The 24,277-nt window shown below is 55.2% G+C and carries 19 protein-coding genes; 12 read left to right on the top strand and 7 right to left on the bottom strand.

Features of this window, described 5'->3' with window-relative positions:
* Positions 1-184 precede the first annotated feature (184 nt).
* Together GOX45_RS03700 and GOX45_RS03695 are read right to left on the bottom strand one after the other, a co-directional pair.
* On the bottom strand, positions 185-622 hold the full coding sequence (locus tag GOX45_RS03700; protein WP_171098071.1) for a cupin domain-containing protein: 438 nt from the start codon (positions 620-622) through the stop codon (positions 185-187).
* A 320-nt stretch (positions 623-942) separates the two neighbouring features.
* A complete protein-coding gene (locus GOX45_RS03695; RefSeq protein WP_171098070.1) occupies positions 943-1,854 on the bottom strand; it encodes a LysR family transcriptional regulator in 912 nt (303 codons plus the stop codon).
* Positions 1,855-1,961: 107 nt separating this feature from the next.
* Here GOX45_RS03695 and GOX45_RS03690 point away from each other — a divergent pair, with 107 nt between their 5' ends.
* From GOX45_RS03690 to GOX45_RS03670, 5 genes are all read left to right on the top strand, one after another.
* The gene (locus tag GOX45_RS03690; protein WP_171098068.1) at positions 1,962-2,738 is read left to right on the top strand and encodes a CmcJ/NvfI family oxidoreductase; all 777 of its coding nucleotides are present in this window, start codon (positions 1,962-1,964) and stop codon (positions 2,736-2,738) included.
* 11 nt (positions 2,739-2,749) lie between these two features.
* Positions 2,750-3,715, top strand: a complete 966-nt coding sequence (locus GOX45_RS03685; protein ID WP_171098066.1) for an LLM class oxidoreductase — start codon at positions 2,750-2,752, stop codon at positions 3,713-3,715.
* Positions 3,716-3,727: 12 nt separating this feature from the next.
* A complete protein-coding gene (locus tag GOX45_RS03680) occupies positions 3,728-4,516 on the top strand; it encodes an SDR family NAD(P)-dependent oxidoreductase (RefSeq protein WP_171098064.1) in 789 nt (262 codons plus the stop codon).
* Positions 4,517-4,608: 92 nt separating this feature from the next.
* Entirely contained in the window at positions 4,609-5,454 is an 846-nt protein-coding gene (locus GOX45_RS03675; protein ID WP_171098062.1) for an enoyl-CoA hydratase/isomerase family protein, read from the top strand.
* Between the two features lie 79 nt (positions 5,455-5,533).
* On the top strand, positions 5,534-6,520 hold the full coding sequence (locus GOX45_RS03670; RefSeq protein WP_171098060.1) for a zinc-dependent alcohol dehydrogenase family protein: 987 nt from the start codon (positions 5,534-5,536) through the stop codon (positions 6,518-6,520).
* A 296-nt stretch (positions 6,521-6,816) separates the two neighbouring features.
* On the opposite strand, the gene GOX45_RS03665 is transcribed toward GOX45_RS03670, so the two are convergent.
* From GOX45_RS03665 to GOX45_RS03655, 3 genes are all read right to left on the bottom strand, one after another.
* Entirely contained in the window at positions 6,817-8,490 is a 1,674-nt protein-coding gene (locus GOX45_RS03665) for an alkaline phosphatase family protein (RefSeq protein ID WP_171098058.1), read from the bottom strand.
* Between the two features lie 315 nt (positions 8,491-8,805).
* Positions 8,806-10,551 carry a sulfatase-like hydrolase/transferase gene (locus tag GOX45_RS03660; RefSeq protein ID WP_171098056.1) on the bottom strand — a complete coding sequence of 582 codons (1,746 nt, stop codon included), beginning with the start codon at positions 10,549-10,551 and terminating at the stop codon, positions 8,806-8,808.
* A 111-nt stretch (positions 10,552-10,662) separates the two neighbouring features.
* A complete protein-coding gene (locus GOX45_RS03655) occupies positions 10,663-11,409 on the bottom strand; it encodes an outer membrane protein (RefSeq protein ID WP_254445913.1) in 747 nt (248 codons plus the stop codon).
* A 157-nt stretch (positions 11,410-11,566) separates the two neighbouring features.
* Between GOX45_RS03655 and GOX45_RS03650 the strand changes: the two genes are divergently transcribed.
* Positions 11,567-12,592, top strand: a complete 1,026-nt coding sequence (locus GOX45_RS03650) for an AraC family transcriptional regulator (RefSeq protein ID WP_171098055.1) — start codon at positions 11,567-11,569, stop codon at positions 12,590-12,592.
* 339 nt (positions 12,593-12,931) lie between these two features.
* Here the strand turns inward: GOX45_RS03650 and GOX45_RS03645 are convergent, their stop codons facing one another.
* Positions 12,932-13,822, bottom strand: coding sequence for a LysR family transcriptional regulator (locus GOX45_RS03645; protein WP_171098053.1), 891 nt, complete (start codon positions 13,820-13,822; stop codon positions 12,932-12,934).
* Between the two features lie 112 nt (positions 13,823-13,934).
* On the opposite strand from GOX45_RS03645, the gene GOX45_RS03640 reads away from it, so the two are divergent.
* From GOX45_RS03640 to GOX45_RS03630, 3 genes are all read left to right on the top strand, one after another.
* A complete protein-coding gene (locus tag GOX45_RS03640; protein WP_171098051.1) occupies positions 13,935-15,485 on the top strand; it encodes a proton-conducting transporter membrane subunit in 1,551 nt (516 codons plus the stop codon).
* A 12-nt stretch (positions 15,486-15,497) separates the two neighbouring features.
* Entirely contained in the window at positions 15,498-17,906 is a 2,409-nt protein-coding gene (locus GOX45_RS03635; RefSeq protein ID WP_171098049.1) for a YbcC family protein, read from the top strand.
* 497 nt (positions 17,907-18,403) lie between these two features.
* The gene (locus tag GOX45_RS03630) at positions 18,404-19,156 is read left to right on the top strand and encodes an outer membrane protein (RefSeq protein ID WP_254444453.1); all 753 of its coding nucleotides are present in this window, start codon (positions 18,404-18,406) and stop codon (positions 19,154-19,156) included.
* Between the two features lie 19 nt (positions 19,157-19,175).
* On the opposite strand, the gene GOX45_RS03625 is transcribed toward GOX45_RS03630, so the two are convergent.
* Complete coding sequence (locus tag GOX45_RS03625; protein ID WP_171098047.1) at positions 19,176-20,126, bottom strand: GlxA family transcriptional regulator; 951 nt, start codon at positions 20,124-20,126, stop codon at positions 19,176-19,178.
* Between the two features lie 377 nt (positions 20,127-20,503).
* Here GOX45_RS03625 and GOX45_RS03620 point away from each other — a divergent pair, with 377 nt between their 5' ends.
* The 3 genes from GOX45_RS03620 to GOX45_RS03610 are packed head-to-tail and all read left to right on the top strand — an operon-like array spanning position 20,504 to position 24,260.
* Positions 20,504-21,421, top strand: a complete 918-nt coding sequence (locus tag GOX45_RS03620; RefSeq protein ID WP_171098045.1) for a dihydrodipicolinate synthase family protein — start codon at positions 20,504-20,506, stop codon at positions 21,419-21,421.
* A gap of 5 nt (positions 21,422-21,426) precedes the next feature.
* On the top strand, positions 21,427-22,923 hold the full coding sequence (locus GOX45_RS03615) for an aldehyde dehydrogenase (protein WP_171098043.1): 1,497 nt from the start codon (positions 21,427-21,429) through the stop codon (positions 22,921-22,923).
* On the top strand, positions 22,920-24,260 hold the full coding sequence (locus GOX45_RS03610) for an FAD-binding oxidoreductase (RefSeq protein WP_171098041.1): 1,341 nt from the start codon (positions 22,920-22,922) through the stop codon (positions 24,258-24,260). The genes GOX45_RS03615 and GOX45_RS03610 overlap by 4 nt, the downstream gene beginning before the upstream one ends.
* The last annotated feature ends 17 nt before the right edge of the window (positions 24,261-24,277 follow it).

The raw sequence follows: 24,277 nt of genomic DNA, 5'->3' as shown, positions 1-24,277 counted from the left end.
GCTCGCGCTCAGCTCGGCGCCCCTCTTTCTGCGCCAGCAACAAGTTGTTTTTCCACAGAATCAGCTCAACGCGGTCTTTCGCTGCAACTTACTTTAACGTCTACTTTGAGGACGTTATGTACCTTAGTATTGCGGCGGCCATTATCTGCATCTTGAAAAACTTGCGCGATCCAGAATGAACCGTTTACGATACGATTTCCAATCCTTCATCCGCACAGATTTTAGCAACCCAGTCCATGTCCAAATCTGGCTCCGGAGACGGCCAATCTCGCGAGCCTGGACTCAACTTCGTGCCACATATTCGAAAGACGTTTTCGTGGATCGAACCGGGGACATTCAAGATGAGCATTTCAGCTTCTTCGTCCGTCGGATTTCTAAATGAATGAATTTCGCCGCGCGGCACCTTTACGAACTGTCCCGGTTTCGCATGGATCGTTTCACCATCAACGGTGAACTCGACCAGCCCTTTTTGCACAAAAAACGACTCCTGATCATTGGGATGGCGATTGGGTGGCGCACCCGCACCACTCGACAATGTTGCCGTGCAAAGGAAATAGCCGTCTTCTTCACTCGATGTGTGGAAATCCATTATCATGCCCATCAGGTAATAAGTTTCAGACACCCGTTGTCCCCCTAAAATTATTGCTTCGCCACCACTTTAACGATCGAAAGGTGAAGTGTCTGCACTCAAACAATTTTACGCTGCAGTCAGACGTTTTCGAATTCGTCTCTGTTCATTAAGAGGCGCTGTTCCTTAGCTTCTCCAATTATGGGCGGGCTTAAGGGTCCACTAGAGCTCGGTGCGGTCATTCGGTAAAACTCTGTGAACGTCTACTTTGCGGACAAACCAGACATTTGTGATTGGACAAGGCACGTCTGCTTAGCGCCTGTTCCTGACCTTGGCTTCAGGATGTCTGAAAGCGCACTTGACCTGTTTTGCACTCATGTTTCCCAAGGTGGTTTTGCCCCAATCTCTGCGATCAGAAAATCCATGAACACCCGCACTTTAGGGGATAATACGTTGGACTTGGGATAGATAAGCCAAAGAACATTATCTTCTTTGGCCTCAAAGTTTGGCAGAACTTGGGTTAACCGGCCCAATTTCAGGTGCTCATGCACACTCCACAGAGCGTTCAGAGAAATACCAGCCCCAGCCAGTGTGGCAGAGACTTGGCTTTGACCGTCATCGATTATCAATTGACCTTTGGCAGATGCGGGATCGAAAACCGCATCCTTGCCCGCAGGTCCTGTAAGCGGGCGTGGTTGGAGATTTTGGAAAGCGATTAAGTGGTGGTTTGGTAGATCCTTGGGCGTATTGGGGATGCCATACGAGTCGAGATAATGCGGCGCGGCACATAGAACACGCCGGTCATCTGCCAGTTTTCGACCTTTCAGAGTGGAGTCTACTAGCGGCGCGTTCCTCAGTGCCAAGTCGTAACTGCCTTCGATAAGATCGAATTGAACATCAGACAGACGTAAATCGAGCGTGAGGTCGGGGTGTTGTTGCAGAAATTTCGGCAATATCGGAGCGATGTATCGCTGTGCAAACGTGCTAGGTGCAGCGAAGCGCAATGTGCCTCCGATGGTGGTTGTTTGCTTGCCCAATGCCGTCAGCGCCGCCTCCTCCTGTGCGATGATCTCCCGGGCAAAAGGTAGGAAATCGGCGCCTTCGACGGACAGTGACACTTTGCGCGTTGTGCGATGCAAAAGCTCGGAACACAGGCTCTGCTCCAACTTGGCGAGCTTTGCGCTCGAGACCGCTGGAGCCATACCCAGTGCGCGACCAGCAGCGCTTATGTTCAGCATTTCCGCTGCTGCTACAAACAATCGCAGCGCATCTGTATCAAGTCCCATTATATCGAAAACCCGAATTATCAATCTACGAATGGGCAGTTTATATGCAAGTGGATTGGCGTTAAATCCCCTTTATCGATGCAACAAAGCGTAGGAAGGAGGCACAAATGACACGGAAAGCCATAGTCAACTACCATGTTCACAAATCCTACCGGCAAGCCTTTGAACTTGATGCTGGCGGGGTCGTAGGGAAACTGATTTCCCCTGAACTGGCCGCGACATCCGTTGTGCTAACAGACAACCGCACAACTACTGCGCCTATTTCATTTGCGTGTGATGCCGTTGAAATCACGGCGCTGGAAACGCAAGTCTCAGACTTTGCAGGCGACAGCTGGGCACCGATTTACGATACAGAACTCAAGGCGATGCTGCAGGACAGGCTGGGTGCGCGAGAGGTGGTGGTTTTTGATCATACCGTTCGGACAGATGACCCGGATGCGACGCGCAAACCCGCCCGCAACGTCCACAGTGACTACAGCAAGGGCGGCGCCGAACAGCGGCTTGTCGACCTGTTGGGCGCCGAGGTTGCAGCGGAGTGGGCGCAAGGTCACTACGCCTTTGTCAATGTGTGGCGTCCCGTGGATCATCCTATCAACTCAGCGCCCCTTGGCTTTGTACGCCCCTCGTCGGTTGACCCGTCTGACTGGCTTCTGTTGGACCTGATCTATCCCGACCGCAAAGGGCAAATCATGGGGCTGGTGGGAAATCCCAAGCATGAATGGATCTATCAATCCAAAATGACCCCGGACGAGGTCGCGATCTTCAACATCTATGACAATCAGGGCCTGCCATCGATTGCGCATAGCGCGCTGGATATGGTCGAAGATTCAAACATTACTACCATTCGCAAAAGCGTCGAGAGCCGCACTTTGGTGCGTTACTAGAGGGGGCAGACATGTTAGATGAAATGCAGCCGACTGAGTTTTCCCAGATCAACATAGCCTACAACCGGGTGTTCCGCCCCGGACGACTGAGCGTTGGCCTTGTGTTGCCTCTCGAAACCTATGCCGTCGGCGCAGAGCCGACGCTAAGGGGGCACCTGGAAGCGGCTCAGAAAGCCGAGGAGCTTGGGTTTGCAGCACTTTGGCTGCGCGACGTGCCCTTCAATGTACCAAGCTTTGGTGACCCCGGGCAGATATTCGATCCATTTGTCTATCTGGGTGCACTGGCAACGGCGACGGAGCGGATAGCGCTTGGAACGGCGAGCGTGATCCTGCCGTTGCGTCACCCCGCCCATGTGGCCAAGGCAGCAGCGACGGCAGATGTGCTCTCGGGCGGGCGGTTGCTCTTGGGCGTTGCCTCCGGCGATCGGCCCCAGGAGTACCCGGCGACGAACCAGAGCTATGATGACCGGGGCGGTCGTTTCCGCGACAGTGTTGACTACATTCGCGCGGTCGGTTCGGCCTATCCCAAGCATGAAAATGCACAGGGCAAACTGCGTGGCGGGATTGACCTGTTGCCAAAACCGCATGGAACGCGCCTGCCGATGCTCATTACCGGTGGTAGCCAACAATCACCCGATTGGGTGGCGCGGAACGGAGATGGTTGGATGACCTATCCGCGTACCGCTGCGGCTCAAGGTCAAGTCATCGCAGATTACCGCAGACGTGTGAAGGCGGCGGGTCAAGCGGATAAGCCTGTTATGCAATCGCTCTATGTCGATCTCGTTGTCGACCCCGCTGCACCACCCCGCCCAATCCATCTTGGGTTTCAGTCCGGAGCTGATTTCCTGCGCAGCTATCTGCGTGAGATTGAGACGCTCGGCGTCAATCACGTGGCCCTGAATCTCAGGTTCAATCAAGCACCCATCGATACAACCCTCGAACATTTGGCGCATTCTGTGCTGCCTGGCTTTTCTTGAAGGATGAGACCGATGAACAAAACTATTCTCGTCACAGGTTCAACCGACGGCATTGGCCTGCTGACGGCAAAGAAGCTTGCTGCCGATGGGCACAAAGTTCTCCTGCATGGACGCAGTGCCTCCAAATTGGAGCGCGCGGCTGCCGCCGTCGGAGACGATGTCGAAACCTATGCCGCTGATCTGACCGATCTGTCCGAGGTTCGAAAACTGGCCGAAAACGTTCGGACCAAGCATCACAATCTGGATGTGTTGATTAACAATGCAGGTGTGCTGAAAGCCCCCCAAACCGTGCTTGAAAATGGTCAGGACATCCGCTTTGTGGTGAACACGCTTGCACCGTTTCTGCTGACCGAATTGCTGCTGCCGATCATTCCCGCCGGCGGGCGTGTCGTGAACCTGTCATCGGCAGCTCAGGCTCCGGTGAACATCAATGCCATGCGGGGCAATGTGCAACTGGCGGATATGGAAGCCTACGCCCAAAGCAAGTTGGCGATCACTATCTGGACCCGCGAATGGGCCAAATCGCTCTCCAATGCGCCTGTGATGGTCGCGGTAAATCCCGGATCACTTCTGGCCTCAAAGATGGTGAAAGAAGGCTTTGGCCTCGCCGGGAACGATATGAACATCGGTGCTGATATCCTGATCGATGCGGCATTGGGTGAGCGGTTCGCTGACGCGTCGGGCGCCTATTTTGACAATGACAGCGGGGCTTTCGCTGATCCGCATGCCACAGCGCGCGACAAGAACCACGCTGCGGACGTCATGAACACAATCAAAGACTTGATCAGCCGGACGGGCTGACCATTCCGGCGCGAAAGCACCGCGCATTTCCACCTTTAACACTCCCCTATCCCTTACGCATGCCGCGTTGAGGCCCGAGAAAGGACTGCCTGATGAAGTATGATAACTTTCAAACCTTTGACGTAGCCGTCGAAAACGGTATCGCCACGGTCACCTTCAGCTTTGGCTCCGTGAACGTGCAGGGCCAGGAAATGCTGGCCGATCTCAACAGTCTGGCCATGCGGCTAGAGCGGGACCGCGACACCAAGGTCGTGATATTTCAATCCGCCAATCCGGAAATCTGGGTCTGCCACTACGACACTGACCTGCTCAAGGACATGTCGACTGAGGTCGTCTCCCGCGAGGACGCCCAGCTTTTAGACCTGCAGTCGGTCTGCGAGCGGATCAGCAAAGTACCACAGGCCACCATCGCAAAGCTGGAAGGGTTTGCACGTGGCGGCGGTCACGAATTGGCGTTGGCGCTGGATATGCGCTTTGCGGCACGGGGCAAGTACAAGTTTATGCAGATGGAAGTTGGAATGGGCATCCTGCCCTGCGGCGGCGGCGCTTCGCGCATGGCGCGCCAGACGGGTCTTGGCAAAGCGCTTGAAATCATTCTGAGTGCGCAAGACTACGATGCGGATGATGCAGAACGCCTGGGCACCATCAACAAGGCCTTGGAGCCTAATGAGATTGGTCCGTATGTCAACGCACTGGCTGAACGGATTGCGAAATTCCCGGCAGAGTCGATCAACGCCTGTAAGCAGATGGTCTATGAATCAATCGACAAACCGATTGATGAGGCGCTGAAGGCCGAAGCCTACTGGCTGTATCAGGCCACCAGCAAAACCCCGGCGGTCAAACGGTTCACCATTGCAGATGAGCAAGGCTTGGAACACGACATCGAAAACCAGCGCAAATGGGGCGATTTGGTGATGCAGGTGCAGGACATCAACTGACCACCCCCAAGAAAAAAACTCGTCTGGCGTGCGCGGTTTCCACGTGGGCCTGGCACCATTTCACAAAAGGAAAACCTCAATGAAGGCAATGGTTCTCAACTCTTACGGACCCGATGCGCTATTCGAGCTAGCCGAAATACCCAGCCCGGTAGCGACTCTTGGACATGTGGTTGTCAAAGTGGCCGCGACCAGCGTCAACACCGTCGACACAATGATCCGAAACATGGGCCCTGACCTGCCTCTGTCCCCACAATTGCCCGCCGTGCTTGGCATGGATTTCGCTGGCACGGTGGTTGCAATTGGCGAAGGTGTGACAGGCTTCGCCATAGGTGATGATGTATATGGCTGCGCGGGTGGGTTGATGGATATCCCGGGCACTCTAGCAGAGTACATTAATGCCGATGCCCGCCTGATTGCCCACAAACCCAGGACGCTGAGCATGAAGGAAGCAGCAGCGCTGCCTCTCGTCGGCATAACCGCCTACGAAGGACTGACCCGCGCTGGTGTTGGCGAGGGGCAAACTGTGCTGGTACAAGGCGGCGCCGGTGGCGTTGGTCATATTGCCATCCAAATCGCCCGCCACCTTGGTGCCAAAGTGTCCGCAACAGGTCGCGGCGAGGATCAGTTGGCCCTGATCGAAGAGCTGGGCGCGCACGCGATAGATTTCACAACGCATAGGGTCCAGGACTACGTGGCAGATCACACCGAAGGTGTTGGCTTCGATATGGTGTTTGATAGCGTTGGCGGTCCGAATATGACGAACTCGTTCGAAGCTGCCAGGCTCAATGGCCATGTCGCCTCAACGGTCGCGATGGTCCAGATCGACTTGACGCCTGTGCATTTCAAAGGTCTCTCTCTGCATGTCGTTTTCATGTTGATCCCGATGATGCACGGTGTCGGGCGGCAAACACATGGCGACATCCTGAGGACACTGGCGGAACTGGCGGAGGACGGAGCGCTCAAACCGATTGTCGACGAACAGAAGTTTGGATGGTCTGACGTCGGCGCAGCCTATGCGCACCTGACGAATGGGTCTAAGGTCGGAAAAGTCGTAGTGGAGCTGTGATAAGTTTCAGCTGAGATTGGTGCCCACAATACGACCTTGCGCACCAACTCAGTTTGAGCTGCATTTTTTTTCAACTATCGCTGCTTAGCAGACCTTCGTGCAAAGCGCAGCATCGGTCGATTTGGGCTCAGAGCAGTCATTTACGCAATCGCGACGAATGACCGCTCGGCGTACAAACCTGCCTTTAGTTGAGGTTTTTCTCCAGATACAGCCATACTCTGAAGCTCGTGCCAAAGATCAACGTTTGCTTCAGAGCGGCCTTCAACAATTGATCATCCGAAGAAAGGCAAGAGCGCTTATCGATCAGTAACGCCGATCTCGGTTAGCGTTTCACCAGCAGCACTGCTAGGTTGGCTGATACCAAAAATAGTGCTCAGAGTGACGGCGACGTCTACCGTGGAAACAGGACGGTTAACACGAGCTGGCTTGATACCTGGACCAGCAAAAATGATTGGAACATGTGTGTCATAGCGCCAAGGCGATCCGTGCATAACGGCAATTGGACCATCCTCAAAGAGAAATGAATAAGGCGTTTGCACAACATAAATGTCACCAGAGCGTGCTGGGTGATAATTTCGCCGGATCTGCTCCTCAAGGGTATGGCCTCGCTGTTCCGCAAGTGGTTCGGTCGGCATCGCGAGCTCAATGCCAGACGCAGCCATCAGGAATTTAACAATGCGTCGTTCAATTTCACGCCGGTCGGCGCCTGACGCTTCTATCGCTTCGTTGTCCAGATAAACGTAAGGGCGGAAAAAGAACTGAATTGCGGAGTCCACTTCAAATTCATCGGCGATGGCTGAATTCACCTCCGTCATTAATGCTTCAGTTGAGTTGCGAAATGCCGAGAGACCAGCTTCGGTCATCTCCTCTGGCGCTTCCGGCATGCCATGATCGGCGGAGAGTACGTAAAGCACATTTTCACGCCCAACCTCTCGATCCATAAACTCAAAGAAATCTGCCAATGTCTCATCCAAACAACGCACCATTTCTTCATTTTCCGGGCTGGAAGGTCCGAAGAAATGGTTGGTCGCATCGACGCCAGAAAAACTGACGCTTAGGTAGTCTGGCCATTCGTCATCACCAAGCCGTTCCTCTTTGACGACAGTTTTTGCGAAGTCGGCCGTGATCCGATCCCCATGCGGCGACAATAAGACCTGCGTGTAATAGAGCCCGTCTTCCGGCTTCCCATAGAAATGGGGGAAAGTGCGACCGAACGTGCCAAGGTTGGTTATGAAAGAGCGCTCCTTCCTTTCCATTAGGTAAGGTGCGTCTAAACACTCCGGCCACCACTCACTTTCGATCTTCGCATCTGCGGGGCGTTTAGAATTCCAATCGAGAACCCATTCAGGATACACGTCGTAATAAAATTCACTTGTTTCAAATGCTCCTGTGGCCGCCGACAGCCATAAAGCCTTTCCAGAATGCCCTGCCATCGCAACCGCTGAACGATCTTTACCAGACACGGAAAACACTTTGGATCGACCGACATATGCTTTTACCAGTTCATCGCCGAACGTCGTTGCCAGCAGGTTGACTGGAGAGCGTCCCGAGGTAGCAGCAGCGGCTTGTGTTGGGTCGACTTGATCAACGTTTCCACCGAAGCCTGGAACAGGCAGTAACGGATAGTTCGGATCTTCAATGTTATATCCCAATCGCTCTTCAGCCCTGTTGAACCAGGCATTGCCGATCATTCCATGTTCAGAGGGATGGGCTCCTGTAGCGAGGGTCGCGTGACCAACAATGGTTTCGGTGTTGGCGTGACGATGATGAGCGTCCGTATACCAGACGCCGTTGTCTATTAGCCTATTGAAGCCTGTGCCCCCGAAAGCGGCCTGATAGCGAGAGATCAAGTCACCACGTAGTCCATCAACTGTGATTTGCACAACAAGCCTGATGTCTTCCGTTGCACTGGCTGCCGTCGCGGAAATTGATAGAATGATGGTTGAGACTAACGCCAGTGATCGCTGCATTTTTGACCTCATGAGGCTACCTTATGCTCTGAATACCAGCATCTGCGCCCACCGGCTACTGACGGTCATTAAAGATGCTCTTTTGAACTTTCGCTTTGGGCTCGTTGTCGGCTTTCACTACTTGCTACATCGATGACCCGTCGCAGCCCAAAGCAGACATCTAATACTAAGTTTTGCAGTTTCTTAGATAAGTTAGAACCTTACCATTCGCCTTACGTGGGCAGCCCTAACGCTACGAGCCGGTTTCGAGCCAAAAAGCGGAAGCCCAATACTTAGAGCCTCCGCTGCATATTTATTGAAATCTGAGCACCATGTTTATTTGGAATCCAATCCTACGTCTCCGCTCGCGTCGAAGGGAAGATTTGGCAATTGCTCAATGAAGTCCAACAGTCCGAAAGGCAGGTTATTTAGTGCTTCGGGCGGATTACTGAGCGCCACGGTCTCGGGCCTTGCGTTTTCAATCCCGGTGTAAGCAGGGCCATAGGCACGGGGCAAGTGAGGATATCTTGCAATCCACTGTTCGTGCCGCGCTCGCATACGACGGAACGGCTCCTTAAAGTGGAAACCGCCGACAACAATCGGATTTACCTCGCGGTGGTCATTCAAAAGGTCAAAGACTGAAGTAATGCCCGCGGACGCTTGTGAGGGGTCAGACGATATCCAGTGCATCTTGTAGTGATCTTTAACACTCGCTCCGAGGCTTGGGCCGGCATAGATCATTACGCTGTCTCGACGGCTGAAACTGTCACCATTGATCAACAACGAAGTTTGATCAACGCCATCAATCACACGGTCTTTGGGAACGAATTCCAACGCGCCGCCGATGCGCGCAAATGTCGTGAATAGATCCGTGACATGGATAATGTCTCCGACAATTTGCCCTTCTTCGATCATTCCAGGCCACCAGGCTTGAGCAGCAACGCGGACGCCGCCTTCAAGAAAGTCGCCCTTGCCACCTCGGAAAGGCCCTTCCCCAAGACCTGCCCCTGCGGGAGGATTATGGGTCATCGGGCCGTTGTCCGACATTGCGACTACAAGCGTATTCTCGGCAATGCCCAACTCATTGAGAAGCGAAATTAACTGTCCGACGTCCGGATCAAGGTATTTGTGATAAGCCTCTCCGACCAAACCACGTTGCAACGTTTCTTTGTTGGGATCTGGCAAAAAGCTGATCCACATCGGCCACCATGCAGCATAGAAGGGGTTTCCTTCTTCGGCGTTTCTGCGAATGAAATCGAACGTTCGATCCCGCGCTTCGGCGTCAAATGCGCGGTAGCACTCGTTTGTCGTGCCGCACCATTCTCGAGTGGGTCCACCCTTTGTGCCTTCGACGTAAAACACATAGCCGTCCTGAAGAAACTCTTTGTCTTTCTGGTACGGGTTCTCGGGCAGTAGCTCAGTCTTCAACCCTACAACTGCGTTGGCGGCTTCGGCTTCGATGTTCCAAAGACTCGTCGATTGGTTGTAGAGCGCGGTGAAAGCTTCGTCGTATCCTTGATTGTGCGGATAGGCCTCTTCGATATCGCCGAGGTGCGTTTTGCCAAAAAAACCAGTCGCATACCCGGCGTCGCTCAAGACTTCTGCGATCGTTATGTTTTCGGCCGCAATTCCTTCGTATTCTACTGGGAAACCGACCGAAAACATACTGGACCGCACAGCATATTGACCCGTCCAAGCTGCCGCTCTTGTAGGTGTGCATGCGGGTTCGGTGTACATGCGCGTGAACAGCATGCCTTCTTCCGCCATCTGGTTGAGGTTTGGCGTCTCATATCCACGGATTTGCTGCATGGCGGGGATGCCGACTGCGCCGAACGGTTGGTCATCCCACATCAAATGAATCAAGTTGGGGGGTGTCTGATACTTCTCTCGCAACTCGGCGAGCTTTGCGTCAAGTTGTTGGTCTTCGACTTGCCACACTGATCCATTTTGAGCCTCCAGAATGAAATACTCTGCATCGTGGACAATTCCTTGACCTTGAGATGCCGCTTGCGATGCACACCCCAGAGCAATTAAGAGTCCAGCCTTCCACCAGAGAGAATTGTTGTGTGTTTCGAATTGCACTGACACCTCCACTTGCCTGCTTACCGCTGCTCCGACCTCGCCTCTACGCAAATCGTCCCGATATCCCTTCCTGCCAAACCGAATGGGATATCGGCAAAAGGCTACAGCCGATCAGAACCTGTAGGTAGCTCCAATCACTGGCCCGGATTGACTGAATTTGAAATCATTGCCGTCAATCTCATGGTCGAATTCAATGTATCGATATCCACCGCGGATCACCCATCTGTCATTGATGGCGTAATCAGCTGTCAAAAGAACCTGCCAAGTTTCGCTGTCATTACTGAAGCCGCCGTAGTCAACAAAACCAGTTGCTGTCCATTTTTCGGAAAGGACAAATCGCGCCCGTGCACCAATGACCGGATCTGTCCAGCTATCGTCTACTGAAGTTGTACGCCCCGGCGCTGAACCCGGCGTGAGTGTGAAATCTGTTTCGGTGCTGAACCATCTGAAACCACCCGCAATGTCAAGTTGCACGGTAGGATCTTCGTAGACACGGTAGGCTACGTATCCGCTTAAAAACTGTGTAGTGAACGATGTGTCGAGATCAGCTGCCGCCGGGCCAGGCCCACTGTTACTGAAGGACAAATCCGTGTAATTGTAATCCGCCAGCAAACTCCATCGCCCATTGGATGCTGCAAACACTCCCATAAATGCGAAATCCAGATTGTCCAGAGCGTCAGAGAAACTCAGCGTGCCATCCAATGTTCCTGCGGGTGTTTCGACAGATGTTTCCGTTTCAGGCATGAAAAGATAAATTGTGGCCTCATAAGACCAGTCGCTTTGCTGTGCCGACGCAGTCGTGCCGAAAATTCCAGCCAGAACTATACCGGCACCCATAAATCCCAATCTCTTGGACAATTTGTCCCTCCAGTGTCTTAAGTGTGATTTAGCAACTTGTTGAGCTAGAACGAGATCCCTCTAGCTTCATGATCGCGCCAGCACTGTTTTGAAAACACTAGATCCGTGCTCCAGATTCTGCTTTCGAGAATAGCGGGCGTCCGCGTTTTGTTGAGACATGCAGATAGGGCAATTTAATTTGAACAAATTGCGCTCCTTCGACTACGCTTTACCGGCAGAATATCAGGGGGAAGAATTGGACCACATCAAAAAATCGACAAAACCGGACCTCGCCCAATATCCAGCCCCCCAGTTTTTTTCCGCTACTTTCCGTGATCCAAACCAAATAGCCGCGATATCTAAATGGGATATGGATTTCCGTCAGATTGAGGACGGCGTAATGCAGGCGGATTTCAATGTCAGGGCAAGTCCGCTTGTATCCATCGTAAAATTCGGCTTCTCCAGACGTGTGCACCAGATCGGCGCCTCTCCAAAAGGGCAGATAACATTTGGTATTCCCACGCTTTCAAGATTAACGGACTGGAATGGCACCAGCATCAAAACACCACCGTTTTTGTCGTTTGGCAGCGGAGATGAGTTTGATTGCATTAGTGACAGCGGGTTCGGTGGCTACACAGTGACTTTGGAAATCGAGAATGCGATGCAAATAGGCTCGAGGCTGGGCATCGCCGTTCCTGACGCAGAATTCGGGGTATTCTTGATATCTGCGGTGCGATCTGATCGCTCGTCTGCGCTTTTGAGCTGCATTCAGCTCCTATTGGAGGATCCGAGGTCCGCGGAACAGGACGAAACCTGTTTAATCGAGGAGTTGCTCCAAATTGCTGTTGGGGACGAGGTGGATCTCAATGAGCCCCCGCAAAAGCGAAAAGCTCAGGCACTCTCAGCGGCCCTCGACCGGATGACAGCGAATCCGTATGAAAACGTTCCCATCAGCGAGGTCTCTGGCGATACTGGAGTATCGCTGCGCACGTTGGAGCGCGCGTTCAACGAAAAATTCGGCATTGGTCCAAAGGCATATTACACGAGACTCCGCCTAGGTAGAGTTCGCGGACTTCTTTTGGAGCATGGCAAGAGTATATCGATTTCCGACGCTGCGAACCGATTTGGTTTTTGGCACATTGGTCAGTTTTCGCACGACTACCGGAGGTGTTTCGGCGAACTACCGTCGGCAACTGTCGATTGAGAAACTTTGGCGATAAGGTGAATTGCAAGCACAACCTTCCAAACGATCAATCCCAAAGCAGTGAGCGTCAGCATTGGGCTCAAAGCAGTCGTTGGCCGCAATCTGTTTGATTGTCTGCTAAACTATTTTTCCAACATTTTGCCATATAACGCCTTGCTCTGTGCCTCGCTTGAAATCGATCGCTCTGTGGTATCTATCGTGGTATTAATTCGACAGATATAATTTTATTATATATTTAACATAGGCTTGAAGGATTTGTTATACTGACTTCGTCTCCGCCACCAACCTTACGTACCGGGTCAGGTCGCGCTGCATCTTGGGGCAAAGCTTCGGGTGTTTCTAACCCAAAAATGTCGAAAGCGCATTGCGCTCTAGCAGATCCTGAACCAACGGGTTCGGGAAGCGGCGGCGGAGGGTTATGGCGTAGAATGCTTCTTTGATGCGGGGATGATCTGAGGCTTCTTCCAACCGGCCGGAATTCAACTCGTCCGTAACCACGATGGGTGCGACAAGGGCGAGGCCGATATCTTCGCGCGCCAACAAGCGCATCATCGCCATATCGTCAACCTCGGCCGCGATTTGCGGTCGGACGGACAGACGGCTTGCCATGGCGTCAAAAGCAGTGCGGACGCTGCTGTCGGTTGTCGGCAAGATGAAAGGCTGTTCTGCCAACAATTCGGCAATCGCACGGTCAGGGTTCAAACGCTCGGGCGTGCCCACAATGCTCACTTCCTGCTCACCAATCTGGTGCGTTTCGAAAGGTGTGAGGCTGTCATCCGGCGGGGGGCGGTTCATCAAAACCAGATCAAGGTTCAGGGTCTCTAACCCTTCCAGCAACTCTGTCGGACTGCCGGATCGCAGGATCACCTCGACATCGATCCGCGACAGGATCGGCCTGAGAAAACCGATCTGAAAGTTGCGCGACAGCGTCGCCAAGGCACCGACGCGCAGCGCTTTTCGATCCTGGAACGAACCGGTGAGGGTCGCGACAAGCTCTTGCCCTGTCGAGAAAATCGCATCCGCATGGTCTAATGCGATCCGCCCGGCCTCGGTCAGGTGCAACTGCCGCCCGCGCCGTTCAAACAGATCGTGGCCAAGACGTTCTTCCAATTGCTTGATCTGCACCGAAAGGGCGGATTGCGACAGGTTCAACCGCTGCGCTGTTCGGGTCAGGTTCCCGTCATGCGCCACGGCCCAGAAGTATCGCAGGTGGTGATAGTTCAGCGGCATATCGTTCACAATAATAGAACATAAATTCAAGAACAATGAATTTTTATTGTCAGAACATCTGCCCTAGATGAGGCGAAAGGCGTCCGACCACTGGAAATCAAGGAACCTGTCCATGGCTTACCTCTTTTTACCGTTGCTCAGCCCGTTGCTGCTGATATCCGCCGCGATTTACGCAGCACAACATCCCGGCAAACGCCCCGGCCTGGTGCCGGTATTGACCGAAGCCGCAGCGTTTGCGGCATTCTTGTTGGCGGCTTTGGCGGCCGCTCTGTTAGTGATGAACGGGTCCGGCACATCGGCCCTGATCGGGTTCTTCGGCTTTGGGTTTTCTGTGCGTCTGGACGCGGTAAGCGCAATCATGTTGGTGCTGGTCAGCTTTATCGGATGGATCGTGCTGCGGTATTCCAAGACCTACATGGACGGGGAAGAGCAACAGGGCGCTTTCACAAGCTGGATGGCGGCAACACTGGCCGCGGTTCTTCTTCTAGTCATGTCTGGCAACCTGTTTCAGCTTTTCGCGGCCTGGGTCGCCACCAGTCTGCTGCTGAACCGGCTTTTGCTGTTTTATCCCGAACGCGCAACTGCCCAGCGCGCGGCGCGCAAGAAAGCCGTGGTTGCGCGGTTGAGCGAGGGCGCATTGGCTGCAGCATTCATCCTGCTGATCAGCGCCACTGGTACCAGCAATATCGAGACAATCCTCACGACCGCCCAAGCCAATTGGATGACCATGCTGGCCGTGTTGTTGATCGCTGTCGCAGCCGTATTGGCCTCGGCGCAGTTCCCATTGCACGGATGGCTGACCGAAGTGATGGAGGCTCCAACACCCGTCTCGGCCCTGCTGCATGCGGGCGTCATCAATGCGGGTGGGTTCTTGTTGATCCGCTTTGCCGATGTGATGCTGCTGGCCCCCGGCGTGATGGCGCTGCTGGTCATGCTGGGCGGGTTCACCGCGTTGTTCGGGGGCCTGGTCATGTTGACCCAACCGGCGGTGAAAACGTCGCTCGCATGGTCAACGATTGCTCAGATGGGGTTCATGGTCATGCAATGCGGTCTGGCGCTGTTTCCGCTGGCCTTGCTGCATATCGTGGCCCATTCGCTCTATAAGGCTCATGCGTTCCTCAGTTCTGGCGAAGCCGTACGCAACGTGGCCGCTATCCGTCGTCCAGGGCCGATTGCCATTCCCAGCGCGCGCAATGTTCTGCAGGCTTTCATTGTCGCGATCCTCATCTATGGCATCGTCGGGCTGATCGTCGGGTTTGACGGCAAGTCAATTCAGGCCATTGCCCTGGGCGTGATCCTGATCTTTGGTGTTGCTTACCTGCTGGCGCAGGGATTTGCAGATGCGGCCCCGCGAGAGCTGATGCAGCGGACAGCGGTCTACGCCCTTGTGACTTCCGTCAGCTATTTTGTGCTGCAGGTAATCGCACAGCACCTGACAGCCGGAGCGCTGCCCGCAACGCCAAGCCCCGGCCCGCTGGAATGGGCGCTCATCGTGCTGGCTCTGGTTAGCTTTGGCTGCGTAGCCGTGGCGCAATCTACCTTCCCACTATGGGCTTCGCATCCTGCAGCTGCGGGCCTGCGCGTTCACTTGACCAACGGACTTTATGCCAACGCAATCTTCGACAAGCTGCTGGACGGATGGTCCAAGCGGTCGGTTGCCTGAGAGGAATTTTCCATGTTTGCCAAACTCGAAGTCTACCCCGCCGAACTGCTGGAGCTTGTGTCCGAGGCCAATGAGGCCGCCAAAGCAATCCCGCCGCTATTCCCTTTGTCTGCCAATGTCGCCGTGAACCCGTTTCTTGGTCAATCGGGCGAGCCGCTTGCCGTAACCGCCGCGCGTCTTGCGCGGACCGCAGGTACACGGATCATGCCGGAACGCGGGCATTGGGCCGAACAGGTCAAGGCCAATGAGATCACCGAATCTGATCTGAGCGACGCGCTTGAAGCTGCGGCGACGCGATTCAATGCGCCAAGCTTGCAGGACATCAAAGACGCGTTGGACACCGAAATACCGAAACCAGAGGCGTTGCCGACGGTGGCTGAACTGGCGGCGGATGTAACCGGCATCGACTGGCCGGGCTTGATTGAAGATCGCATCGGCGCATGGGCAGCCAGCCATTTCGACCAAGGTCAAGCGCTTTGGCAGCAAGCCAACACCGGCGGCACCTTTCATTCCTGGCGCGAGTTCGCCTCACGCGATCTGACGCCGGAAATCCAGGGGCTCAGCGGGTTCTGCGCCTTTGTCGCGGGCACCAACCGGTCTCATTGGCGCGCAATGGGCCGGGCGTCCGAACGGCTGGGCGTTGACACACATGCGGCAAAAACTGCCTTCCACCGTTGGCTCATGACGTTGGGTGGCTGGGCGCAATATGGTCGGTATTTCCTGTGGCAAGCAGATCTGGACGGCCAACAGGACAGCACCGTGACCGAGCTTTTGGCCATCCGAATGGTGTTTGATGAGGCCCTGTTCGATCTCTACAAAGATCAGATTTCCACCAGTTGGGACGAAGTGATCGAGGCGCACAAAGCACCGGTCACCCCAACCAAGGATCTTGTGATCGACGCGGTGCTGCAAGACGCATCCGAGCGGGCGCAGCAGCGTGTGCTGGCGCAAACTCTGCTTGGTGGCAATCCGCGTGAAGCCCAGGCGCGGCCCGAACTTCAGGCCGCATTTTGCATCGACGTTCGGTCTGAAGTGTTTCGGCGGGCCTTGGAAGCGCAGGATGCCAAGATTGAAACCATCGGGTTTGCTGGGTTCTTTGGTCTGGCCAGCGCCCACAAGGCTGCCGGGTCGGACGTGACCGAAATGCGCGGCCCAGTGTTGCTGCAGGCTGGTGTGACCTCTTGCGCCGCCGAGCACAAAGCAGACGACCTCAGCCGCCGGTACACGGCGCGTGCCAAACGGGCTTGGGGCCGGTTCAAACTGGCCGCCGTGTCATCCTTTGCCTTTGTCGAAGCTTCCGGGCCTCTTTATGCAGGCAAACTGGTGCGAGACTCCCTTGGTCTGAGCGCGGCATCCAAGACTGATCCTGCGCCCGCGCTGGACCCTTCGATTGATCTTGTGACCCGGGTTGGCATGGCCAAATCTGTGATTTCAGCGATGTCCCTGACCAAAGAGTTCGCACCCGTCGTCCTGCTGGCCGGTCATGGCGCAGACGTCACCAACAACCCCCATGAAAGTGCGCTGCAATGCGGGGCTTGCGGAGGATACGCCGGAGACGTGAACGCGCGCCTTTTGGCTGGGCTGTTAAACGACCGCGCCGTTCAAAACGGGCTGCGCGATCATGGCATCGACATTCCGTCAGACACGGTGTTCCTGCCTGCCCTGCACCACACGACCACTGATCGCATCACGCTTTACGAACAAGACCTGCCAAGCGGAAAGAAGACCCATGCATTGACGCAGGTTAAATCGTGGCTGGAAGCTGCCGGAAATCTGGCACGCGCCGAGCGCACCAAACGTCTGCCGCGCGCAAGCGGGGCCGCAACGCTCCTCCACCGCGCGCGCGACTGGGCCGAAACGCGGCCCGAATGGGGCCTGGCTGGTTGCCGCGCATTTGTCGCCGCCCCGCGCACGCGCACCGATGGCGCTGATCTTTCCGGTCAAGCGTTCCTGCACAACTACGACTGGCATCGCGACGACGAATTCAAGGTGCTAGAACTGATCATGACCGCGCCAGTTGTCGTTGCCAGTTGGATCAGCCTGCAATACTTCGGCTCAACCGTGGCACCCAATCTGTTCGGTGGTGGCAACAAACTGCTGCATAACGTGGTCGGTGGCATCGGCGTACTGGAGGGGAACAACGGGGCGCCGCGTCCCGGATTGCCGTGGCAGTCTGTCCATGACGGGACCGGTTATCAGCATGATCCCCTTCGCTTGTCCGTGATCATCGAAGCCCCGCGTGAAGCCATGACAGACATCTTGGCGCGCCATTCTGGCGTGCGCGAGTTGTTCGACAATGGCTGGCTTCACCTGATCGCCATGGATGAGGAAGGTAAGCTTGCCTGGCGATATTCCGGAGACCTGAAGTGGGAGCGCTTCACAGGCTCTGATAGCGCACCAAGCGCAATCGCGGCCGAGTAACCATTGATCCGTACCGACCATCACAAAAGAGGCGACGAGTAACAACGTCGCCTCGTTTGATCTTTGGTCTCGATTGTTTAGGACACGCCGCTAGTAGATCCGGGTTCAAATCTGGTTGGGGCCAAATTCAAGCACAGTCAGGAAAATACCAGCATCGTTCGAACCGAACTAAAGGACATTGGTGTTTTCCATCTTGGACCGCTACGAGCACAATCGACCGGAATGTTCTCCTTTCAGGACGACCCAAACGGTCTCGTCCGCGATCTGGAAAAATTTCCTAATATCTCGTGAAAAGCCGTCGCCGAATAACAGAAGTGGCTTTTATATATTCTGATTTATCAATATGGTCGAAGTTTGAAGATCCCGGTCAGGCAGCTGACGACATATTCGCACCGCTGAAAGAACCTCTCCTGCCTGGCAATGCTATATGTTCACGTCTCGTATGTAGCTGCGGCATAGGGATCGCATTTCGAAAACAGAAAACCAGGAGCTAAGTGATGCGCAGTTTGAGAAAACCAACAGGGATCGCATTAGGGCTTTCATTGGCGACATTGGCGTCTGCGCCCGTTTCGGCTCAGCAATCTGATTGGAGCTACGAGGCTTCGGTTTACCTCTTCATGCCTGAGACGGACGTTTCACTGGACACCCGGCTGGGGACGGTGGACGGCAGCCTGAGCTTTTCCGACGCGCTGGAAAATCTGGACTTTGCCTTTATGGGAGCATTCTCGGCCTCAAATGGACGCTGGTTGGTATTGGCAGATTACAGCTATACCGATTTGTCTTTCAGCAACGACACACCCGGCCCGGCCACATCTGGTTTGGACACGTCGTTCACCACGCAATACCTTAGTGGCTATATCGGCTATCGCGCCTATGACGCGCCCGGTGTTCAGATCGATGCGGTCGGCGGGTTCCGCTGGTTCAGTACGGACACCGTGTTCCAATTGCAGCCCGGGACGGCCCCGGGACGCAGAGCAACCGCAGATGACAGTTGGACCGACCCGATTGTCGGCGCTCGCGCGCGCGTACAATTCTCTGATAAATGGTCGGGCACCGGGTTCTTTGACTACGGCGGCTTTCGCAGTGGCAGTGAAACTTGGCAGGTTCTGCTGACAGCGGACTATGCGATAAACGAACGCTGGCTGATCCGCGGTGGTTATAGATACATCTCGTTCGATCACGAAATTAGTGGGAACGACTTTACGTTCGAGCAGTCGGGGCCACTGTTGGGGGTCACATATCGGTTCTGAAATCGGGCGCAGACCAAGATCAATCGATCTTGTTTCGCTGCATCTGTGGTGTGATACCGAAATTCGCGCGGTAGACGCGCGAAAAATGGCCCGGGTTTTCAAAGCCGCAGGCGATGGCCACATCAGTGACCGAGGCCTCGGATTGCAAAAGCAGGTTGCGGGCGCGATCCAGACGCATTTCCATAAAGTACTTTTTGGGAGACGCGTTCAGGTATTTCCCGAACAACCGCTCTAGTTGACGGGTGGAAATACCCAGATCTGCAGCAATCTCGGACGGAGAAATTGGGTTCTCGATCCGGGCCTGCATAGTCTGAATCGCTTTGGCCAGATGCGCATTGCGCATCCCATTGCGCGACTGTAGCGAGACGCGTTGTTCGGCCGTGGCGTTGCGCACGGCGTTATAGACCATTTGGTCGGCGACAGCGACCGCAAGGTCCCCGCCATGATCCTGTTCGATCAGATGCAACATTAGATCAGCTGTCGCCGTGCCGCCCGACGCGGTGATGTGCTTTTCGTCGGCCACAAACACACTGCGCACCAGATTCACCTCGGGAAAGGCTTCCATGAAACTGTCGTGATATTCCCAATGGATCGCAGCCTGCATTTCGTCCAGAAACCCTGCCTCGGCCAACAGCCAGGCCCCCGAACACAAAGCCCCGATATTTGCCCCACGGACGCGCTCGCGACGCAGGGCCGCAAGCAACGGGCGGCTGACATGATCGCGCATATTGATGCCCGACAGCACAAACAGCCGATCGCTTTTTCCAATCGCATCCAACCCACCCTGCACCAACGTCACGGTGCCGTTCGAACAGGTTGCCGTTTCTCCATTCTCGGACACAAAAGCCCATTCATACAGGTCTTGGCCACTGACCAGGTTGGCGATGCGCAACGGCTCGACGGCGCAGGAAAACGCGAGGTGCGAAAACTCTTCCACCAGCAAGAACACAAATCGCTGTGTCCGGGACATTGACGCACCTCTTTCTGACATCACACGCGATCCTTACGCTATTTCGAGAATACGAAATCAATCCAGTCCAAAACAACATCATCCTAATGAGTTGTTCTAAGGCCTTAATGTCTTGCAGATTCTTTGCTTGCGGACATGACTCTTCGCGACTTGCGACGTGTCGGTTTCTGTACCGAGGGGTGCGTTTTATGCGAAACCTTTTGCAATCAATGCACTCACAATCAGGCAACGCCGGGACACTGCGATATTGCGCGGGTTCGCACGGCACGTGATTGCAACCCCGAACAGCCGGAAATGGGAGACCAGATGCAGGCTGCATGACGAAGCGCAGATTATCCTGACAGACGAATTCAATTCCATCCGGTATGAGGACATAAATGACCCCCGTGTTCAAATTTGAAGGGATCTACACCCCTCTGGTGACCCCGTATCACGACGATGGCAGCGTCAATTGGGAGGCCCTGTCCGAGGTGATCGAATATCTGATCGCAAATGGTGTGCACGGGCTGATCTCGGGCGGGTCAACCGGCGAGAACTATTCTCAACCCGTTGCCGAACGGCTTGAACTCGCTCGCTTCACGCATGAGCGCCTAAGCGGCCGTCTGCCTCTGGTGGTGGGCACGGGCGCGATGATGACGCCGGATTCAGTAGCGCTTGCCGCAGGCGCGCGCGAGATCGGCGCCGACGCAGTCCTGCTGGCCAGTCCGGCCTATTCGGTACCAACCGATCGCGAAAACGCGCTGAATGCGCTTGAGATTGACAAAGCCGCTGACCTGCCGGTCATGCTTTACAACTACCCGCATCGCACCGGAACGATGATGGGTGAGGAATTTCTGGACCGCGTCGGCCGCAGCCGGAATTTCTGCGGCATCAAGGAAAGCTCGGGCGACATAAACCGGGTTCATCTGCTGGCCCGCGACTATCCTCATATCCAACTGGGATGCGGTATGGATGATCAGGCGCTGGAGTTCTTTGCCTGGGGCGCGCCGTTCTGGGTCTGTGGTGGGTCAAACTTTCTGCCGGCCGAGCATGTGGCGCTGTATCAGGCCTGCGTCATCGAAGGCGACTTTGCCAAAGGCCGCCGCATCATGAGCGCGATGATGCCTCTGATGCATGTGCTGGAACAGGGCGGAAAGTTCATTCAAACCATCAAACATGGCGTGACCATGAACGGGATTGATGCGGGCTGGATGCGGCCCCCGTTGCGGGGGCTGAACAAGGACGACAAGCGGGCTCTGGAACAGGTCACACGCGTGTTGAAACGCAAAATCGCCGATATCGTGGCAGAAGGGTAAGACACATGGATCTGCTGACACAGGACGAATACAAATCCATCGCCGCCGGTCTGGACCTGCCAACCGGCGCTTTCATCGACGGCGCCTTTCGTCCAGCGATTTCGGGTAAGACATTTGCCACCGTGAACCCCGCGACTGGCGAGAAACTGACCGACATTGCAGCTTGTGATGCGCAGGACGTGGATTTTGCCGTCGAAAAGGCCCGTGAAGCCTTTGAAGATGGTCGCTGGTCCAGGTTGCACCCTTCTGACCGCAAGGACATCCTGATCCGTCTGTGCAAACTGATGACCCGAAACGCGCGCGAGCTTGCGGTGATGGAAAGCATCGACAGCGGCAAGACAATCTTTGATTGCGAAACCGTCGATGTACCCGAGACGATCAACTGTCTGAAATGGCACGCCGAGGCGATCGACAAGATCTATGATCAGGTCTCGCCCGCATCGGACAACCATATCGCGATGGTTGTGCGCGAGCCGATCGGAGTGGTGGGCCTCGTGCTGCCGTGGAATTTTCCGCTGCTGATGCTGGCTTGGAAGATCGGCCCGGCTTTGGCGGCGGGTTGCTCTGTGGTGGTCAAGCCAGCGGCCGAAACCACCCTGACCGCGCTGCGACTCGCCGAACTGGCGATGGAAGCGGGCCTGCCACGTGGCGTTCTCAACATCGTGCCCGGCGGCGGTGCGGATGTGGGCGAGCCGATTGGGCGCCATATGGACATCGACATGGTCTCGTTCACCGGCTCAACCGTGACCGGTAAGAAGTTCCTGACCTATTCGGCTGAATCAAACGCCAAGGAAGTCGTGCTTGAAATGGGCGGGAAGAACCCCGCCATTGTCATGGACGATGCCGAGAACCTGGACCGAGTGGCCCAGCATTTGGTCAATGGCGCGTTCTGGAACATGGGCCAGAACTGCTCGGCCAGCTCTCGGTTGATCGTCCACAAAGATGTGAAAGCCGAGCTGCTGGATCGTATCGCGCACCATGCCAGACAGTGGAATATCGGTGATCCGTTGAATCCTGAAACCCGCATGGGCGCACTGGTGTCAGAAGGTCATTACACCAAGGTCTGTGGCTATCTTGAACAGGCCGAGAACATCATCATCGGTGGCAAGGCCCAGAACGGTTATGTCGAGGCGACTGTTGTCGAGGTTGAAGACAACAGCAGCACATTGGCCCGCGAAGAGATCTTTGGCCCGGTGCTTTCGGTGATCGAAATTTCGAGCTTTGACGAGGCGATATCGGTGGCGAATGACACCAATTACGGCCTCTGCGCATCAATCTTCACAGCCAACGCCAAACGCGCCCTTCGTGGCGCCCGTGCCTTGCGCGCGGGGACAGTGACTGTGAACTCATTTGGCGAAGGCGATATATCGACGCCGTTTGGCGGCTACAAACAGTCGGGTTTCGGCGGCCGCGACAACTCGGTTCACGCCCATGATCAGTACACGGAATTGAAATCCATCTGGATTGATCTGTCCGACGACGCCGATGAGGCCGTGAATTGACGCAACACATTGCAAAACATCTGCCATCCCATCGCGGCGTCGCCGCCTGGAACGCCATATTGGGGCCACAGCCTCAGGCGGTGCAGTTGGACAGTGATATCACGGCCGATTTCGTAGTGATCGGCGCAGGGTTTGCAGGCCTTTCTGCGGCACGCAGGCTGTCGCAATTGCAACCCGGTGCGCGTATTGCAGTGTTGGAGGCCGGGCGCATTGCCGAAGGCGCCGCAGGACGTAACTCGGGCTTCATGATCGATTTACCCCATGATCTGGCCTCGGACGACTATGCAAGCACTGGTGATGATCGAAAGATGATCGAACTGAACCGGCAGGCCATCGCCTTTGCACAGCAAGCGGTCGAAGACTTTGATATCGACAGCAACTTTTTTGATCCGGTCGGCAAAGTGAACGGTGCCGCCAGTGAAAGCGCTGAGGCACGTAACAAAAGCTATGCCCAACACCTGAAAACCTTGAACGAAAACAGCGAAATGCTGGACCCGCAACAAATGCACGAGTTGACGGGGTCACAGCACTACATCTCAGGCCTCTACACCCCCGGAACCGTCATGCTGCAGCCTGCGGGATATATCCGGGGATTGGCCAAAGGGCTGACCGATGATGGCGTTCAGATCTTTGAAAACAGCGCTGTGACCCGGTTTTTGCGCGAGGGTTCCACCTGGCGGGTCGAGACGCAGAAAGGTGCTATAGCGGCCCCGAAACTGATCCTGACAGTGAACGGCCAATTGGAAAGTTTCGGGTTTAAGAAAGACCGTTTAATGCAGCTGTTTCTGTTTGCGGTCATGACACCCGAGCTGAACAGCGACACGCTTGGCAAACTTGGCGGTCAGCCTCGGTGGGGCGTGACGCCTTCGGATCCAATGGGCACAACCATGCGCCGGATCGACACGCGGCAGGGTGGCAACCGGATTGTCACCCGGACCTGCGCGGCGTTGCGTCCGCGCATGGCCGCAACGCCGCGCGACATGAGCCGGGCAGCGCACGTCATGCAGCGTAAATTCGACCAGCGGTTTCCGAAATTGGCAGGCATCCAGATGGAATATCAGTGGGCCGGACACCTGTGTCTGAGCCTAAATGGCGTCTCGGTCACGCAAGAACTGGAAAATGGTGTATACTCCGGCTGTGTTCAGAACGGATTGGGCACGGCAAGAGGCACTTTGACTGGGATCGCCGCCGCGGAATCGGCCTGTGGGCACAGCTCGGACATTACACGGTATTTTTCAGCCGAGCCTCAACCCAAGCGCCTGCCACCGCAACCGTTTCGCGAAATCGGTGCGAACCTGTTTTTGCGATGGAAGGAATGGAAGGCTTCAGAGGACTAGAATTTGCGATACCGCCA

The organism is Ruegeria sp. HKCCD7255, assembly GCF_013031565.1.
GTDB lineage: Bacteria > Pseudomonadota > Alphaproteobacteria > Rhodobacterales > Rhodobacteraceae > Ruegeria.
Note: the sequence above shows the minus strand (reverse complement) of the source record. Positions and strands in the feature narration are given on the sequence as shown.

Bases quoted from the DNA above. Each gene is read 5' to 3' on its own strand.
- GOX45_RS03695 (WP_171098070.1), bottom strand. From the start codon at position 1,854: ATGGGACTTGATACAGATGCGCTGCGATTGTTTGTAGCAGCAGCGGAA.
- GOX45_RS03690 (WP_171098068.1), top strand. From the start codon at position 1,962: ATGACACGGAAAGCCATAGTCAACTACCATGTTCACAAATCCTACCGG.
- GOX45_RS03685 (WP_171098066.1), top strand. From the start codon at position 2,750: ATGTTAGATGAAATGCAGCCGACTGAGTTTTCCCAGATCAACATAGCC.
- GOX45_RS03680 (WP_171098064.1), top strand. From the start codon at position 3,728: ATGAACAAAACTATTCTCGTCACAGGTTCAACCGACGGCATTGGCCTG.
- GOX45_RS03675 (WP_171098062.1), top strand. From the start codon at position 4,609: ATGAAGTATGATAACTTTCAAACCTTTGACGTAGCCGTCGAAAACGGT.
- GOX45_RS03670 (WP_171098060.1), top strand. From the start codon at position 5,534: ATGAAGGCAATGGTTCTCAACTCTTACGGACCCGATGCGCTATTCGAG.
- GOX45_RS03665 (WP_171098058.1), bottom strand. From the start codon at position 8,490: ATGCAGCGATCACTGGCGTTAGTCTCAACCATCATTCTATCAATTTCC.
- GOX45_RS03650 (WP_171098055.1), top strand. From the start codon at position 11,567: ATGCAGATAGGGCAATTTAATTTGAACAAATTGCGCTCCTTCGACTAC.
- GOX45_RS03645 (WP_171098053.1), bottom strand. From the start codon at position 13,822: ATGCCGCTGAACTATCACCACCTGCGATACTTCTGGGCCGTGGCGCAT.
- GOX45_RS03640 (WP_171098051.1), top strand. From the start codon at position 13,935: ATGGCTTACCTCTTTTTACCGTTGCTCAGCCCGTTGCTGCTGATATCC.
- GOX45_RS03635 (WP_171098049.1), top strand. From the start codon at position 15,498: ATGTTTGCCAAACTCGAAGTCTACCCCGCCGAACTGCTGGAGCTTGTG.
- GOX45_RS03630 (WP_254444453.1), top strand. From the start codon at position 18,404: ATGCGCAGTTTGAGAAAACCAACAGGGATCGCATTAGGGCTTTCATTG.
- GOX45_RS03625 (WP_171098047.1), bottom strand. From the start codon at position 20,126: ATGTCCCGGACACAGCGATTTGTGTTCTTGCTGGTGGAAGAGTTTTCG.
- GOX45_RS03620 (WP_171098045.1), top strand. From the start codon at position 20,504: ATGACCCCCGTGTTCAAATTTGAAGGGATCTACACCCCTCTGGTGACC.
- GOX45_RS03615 (WP_171098043.1), top strand. From the start codon at position 21,427: ATGGATCTGCTGACACAGGACGAATACAAATCCATCGCCGCCGGTCTG.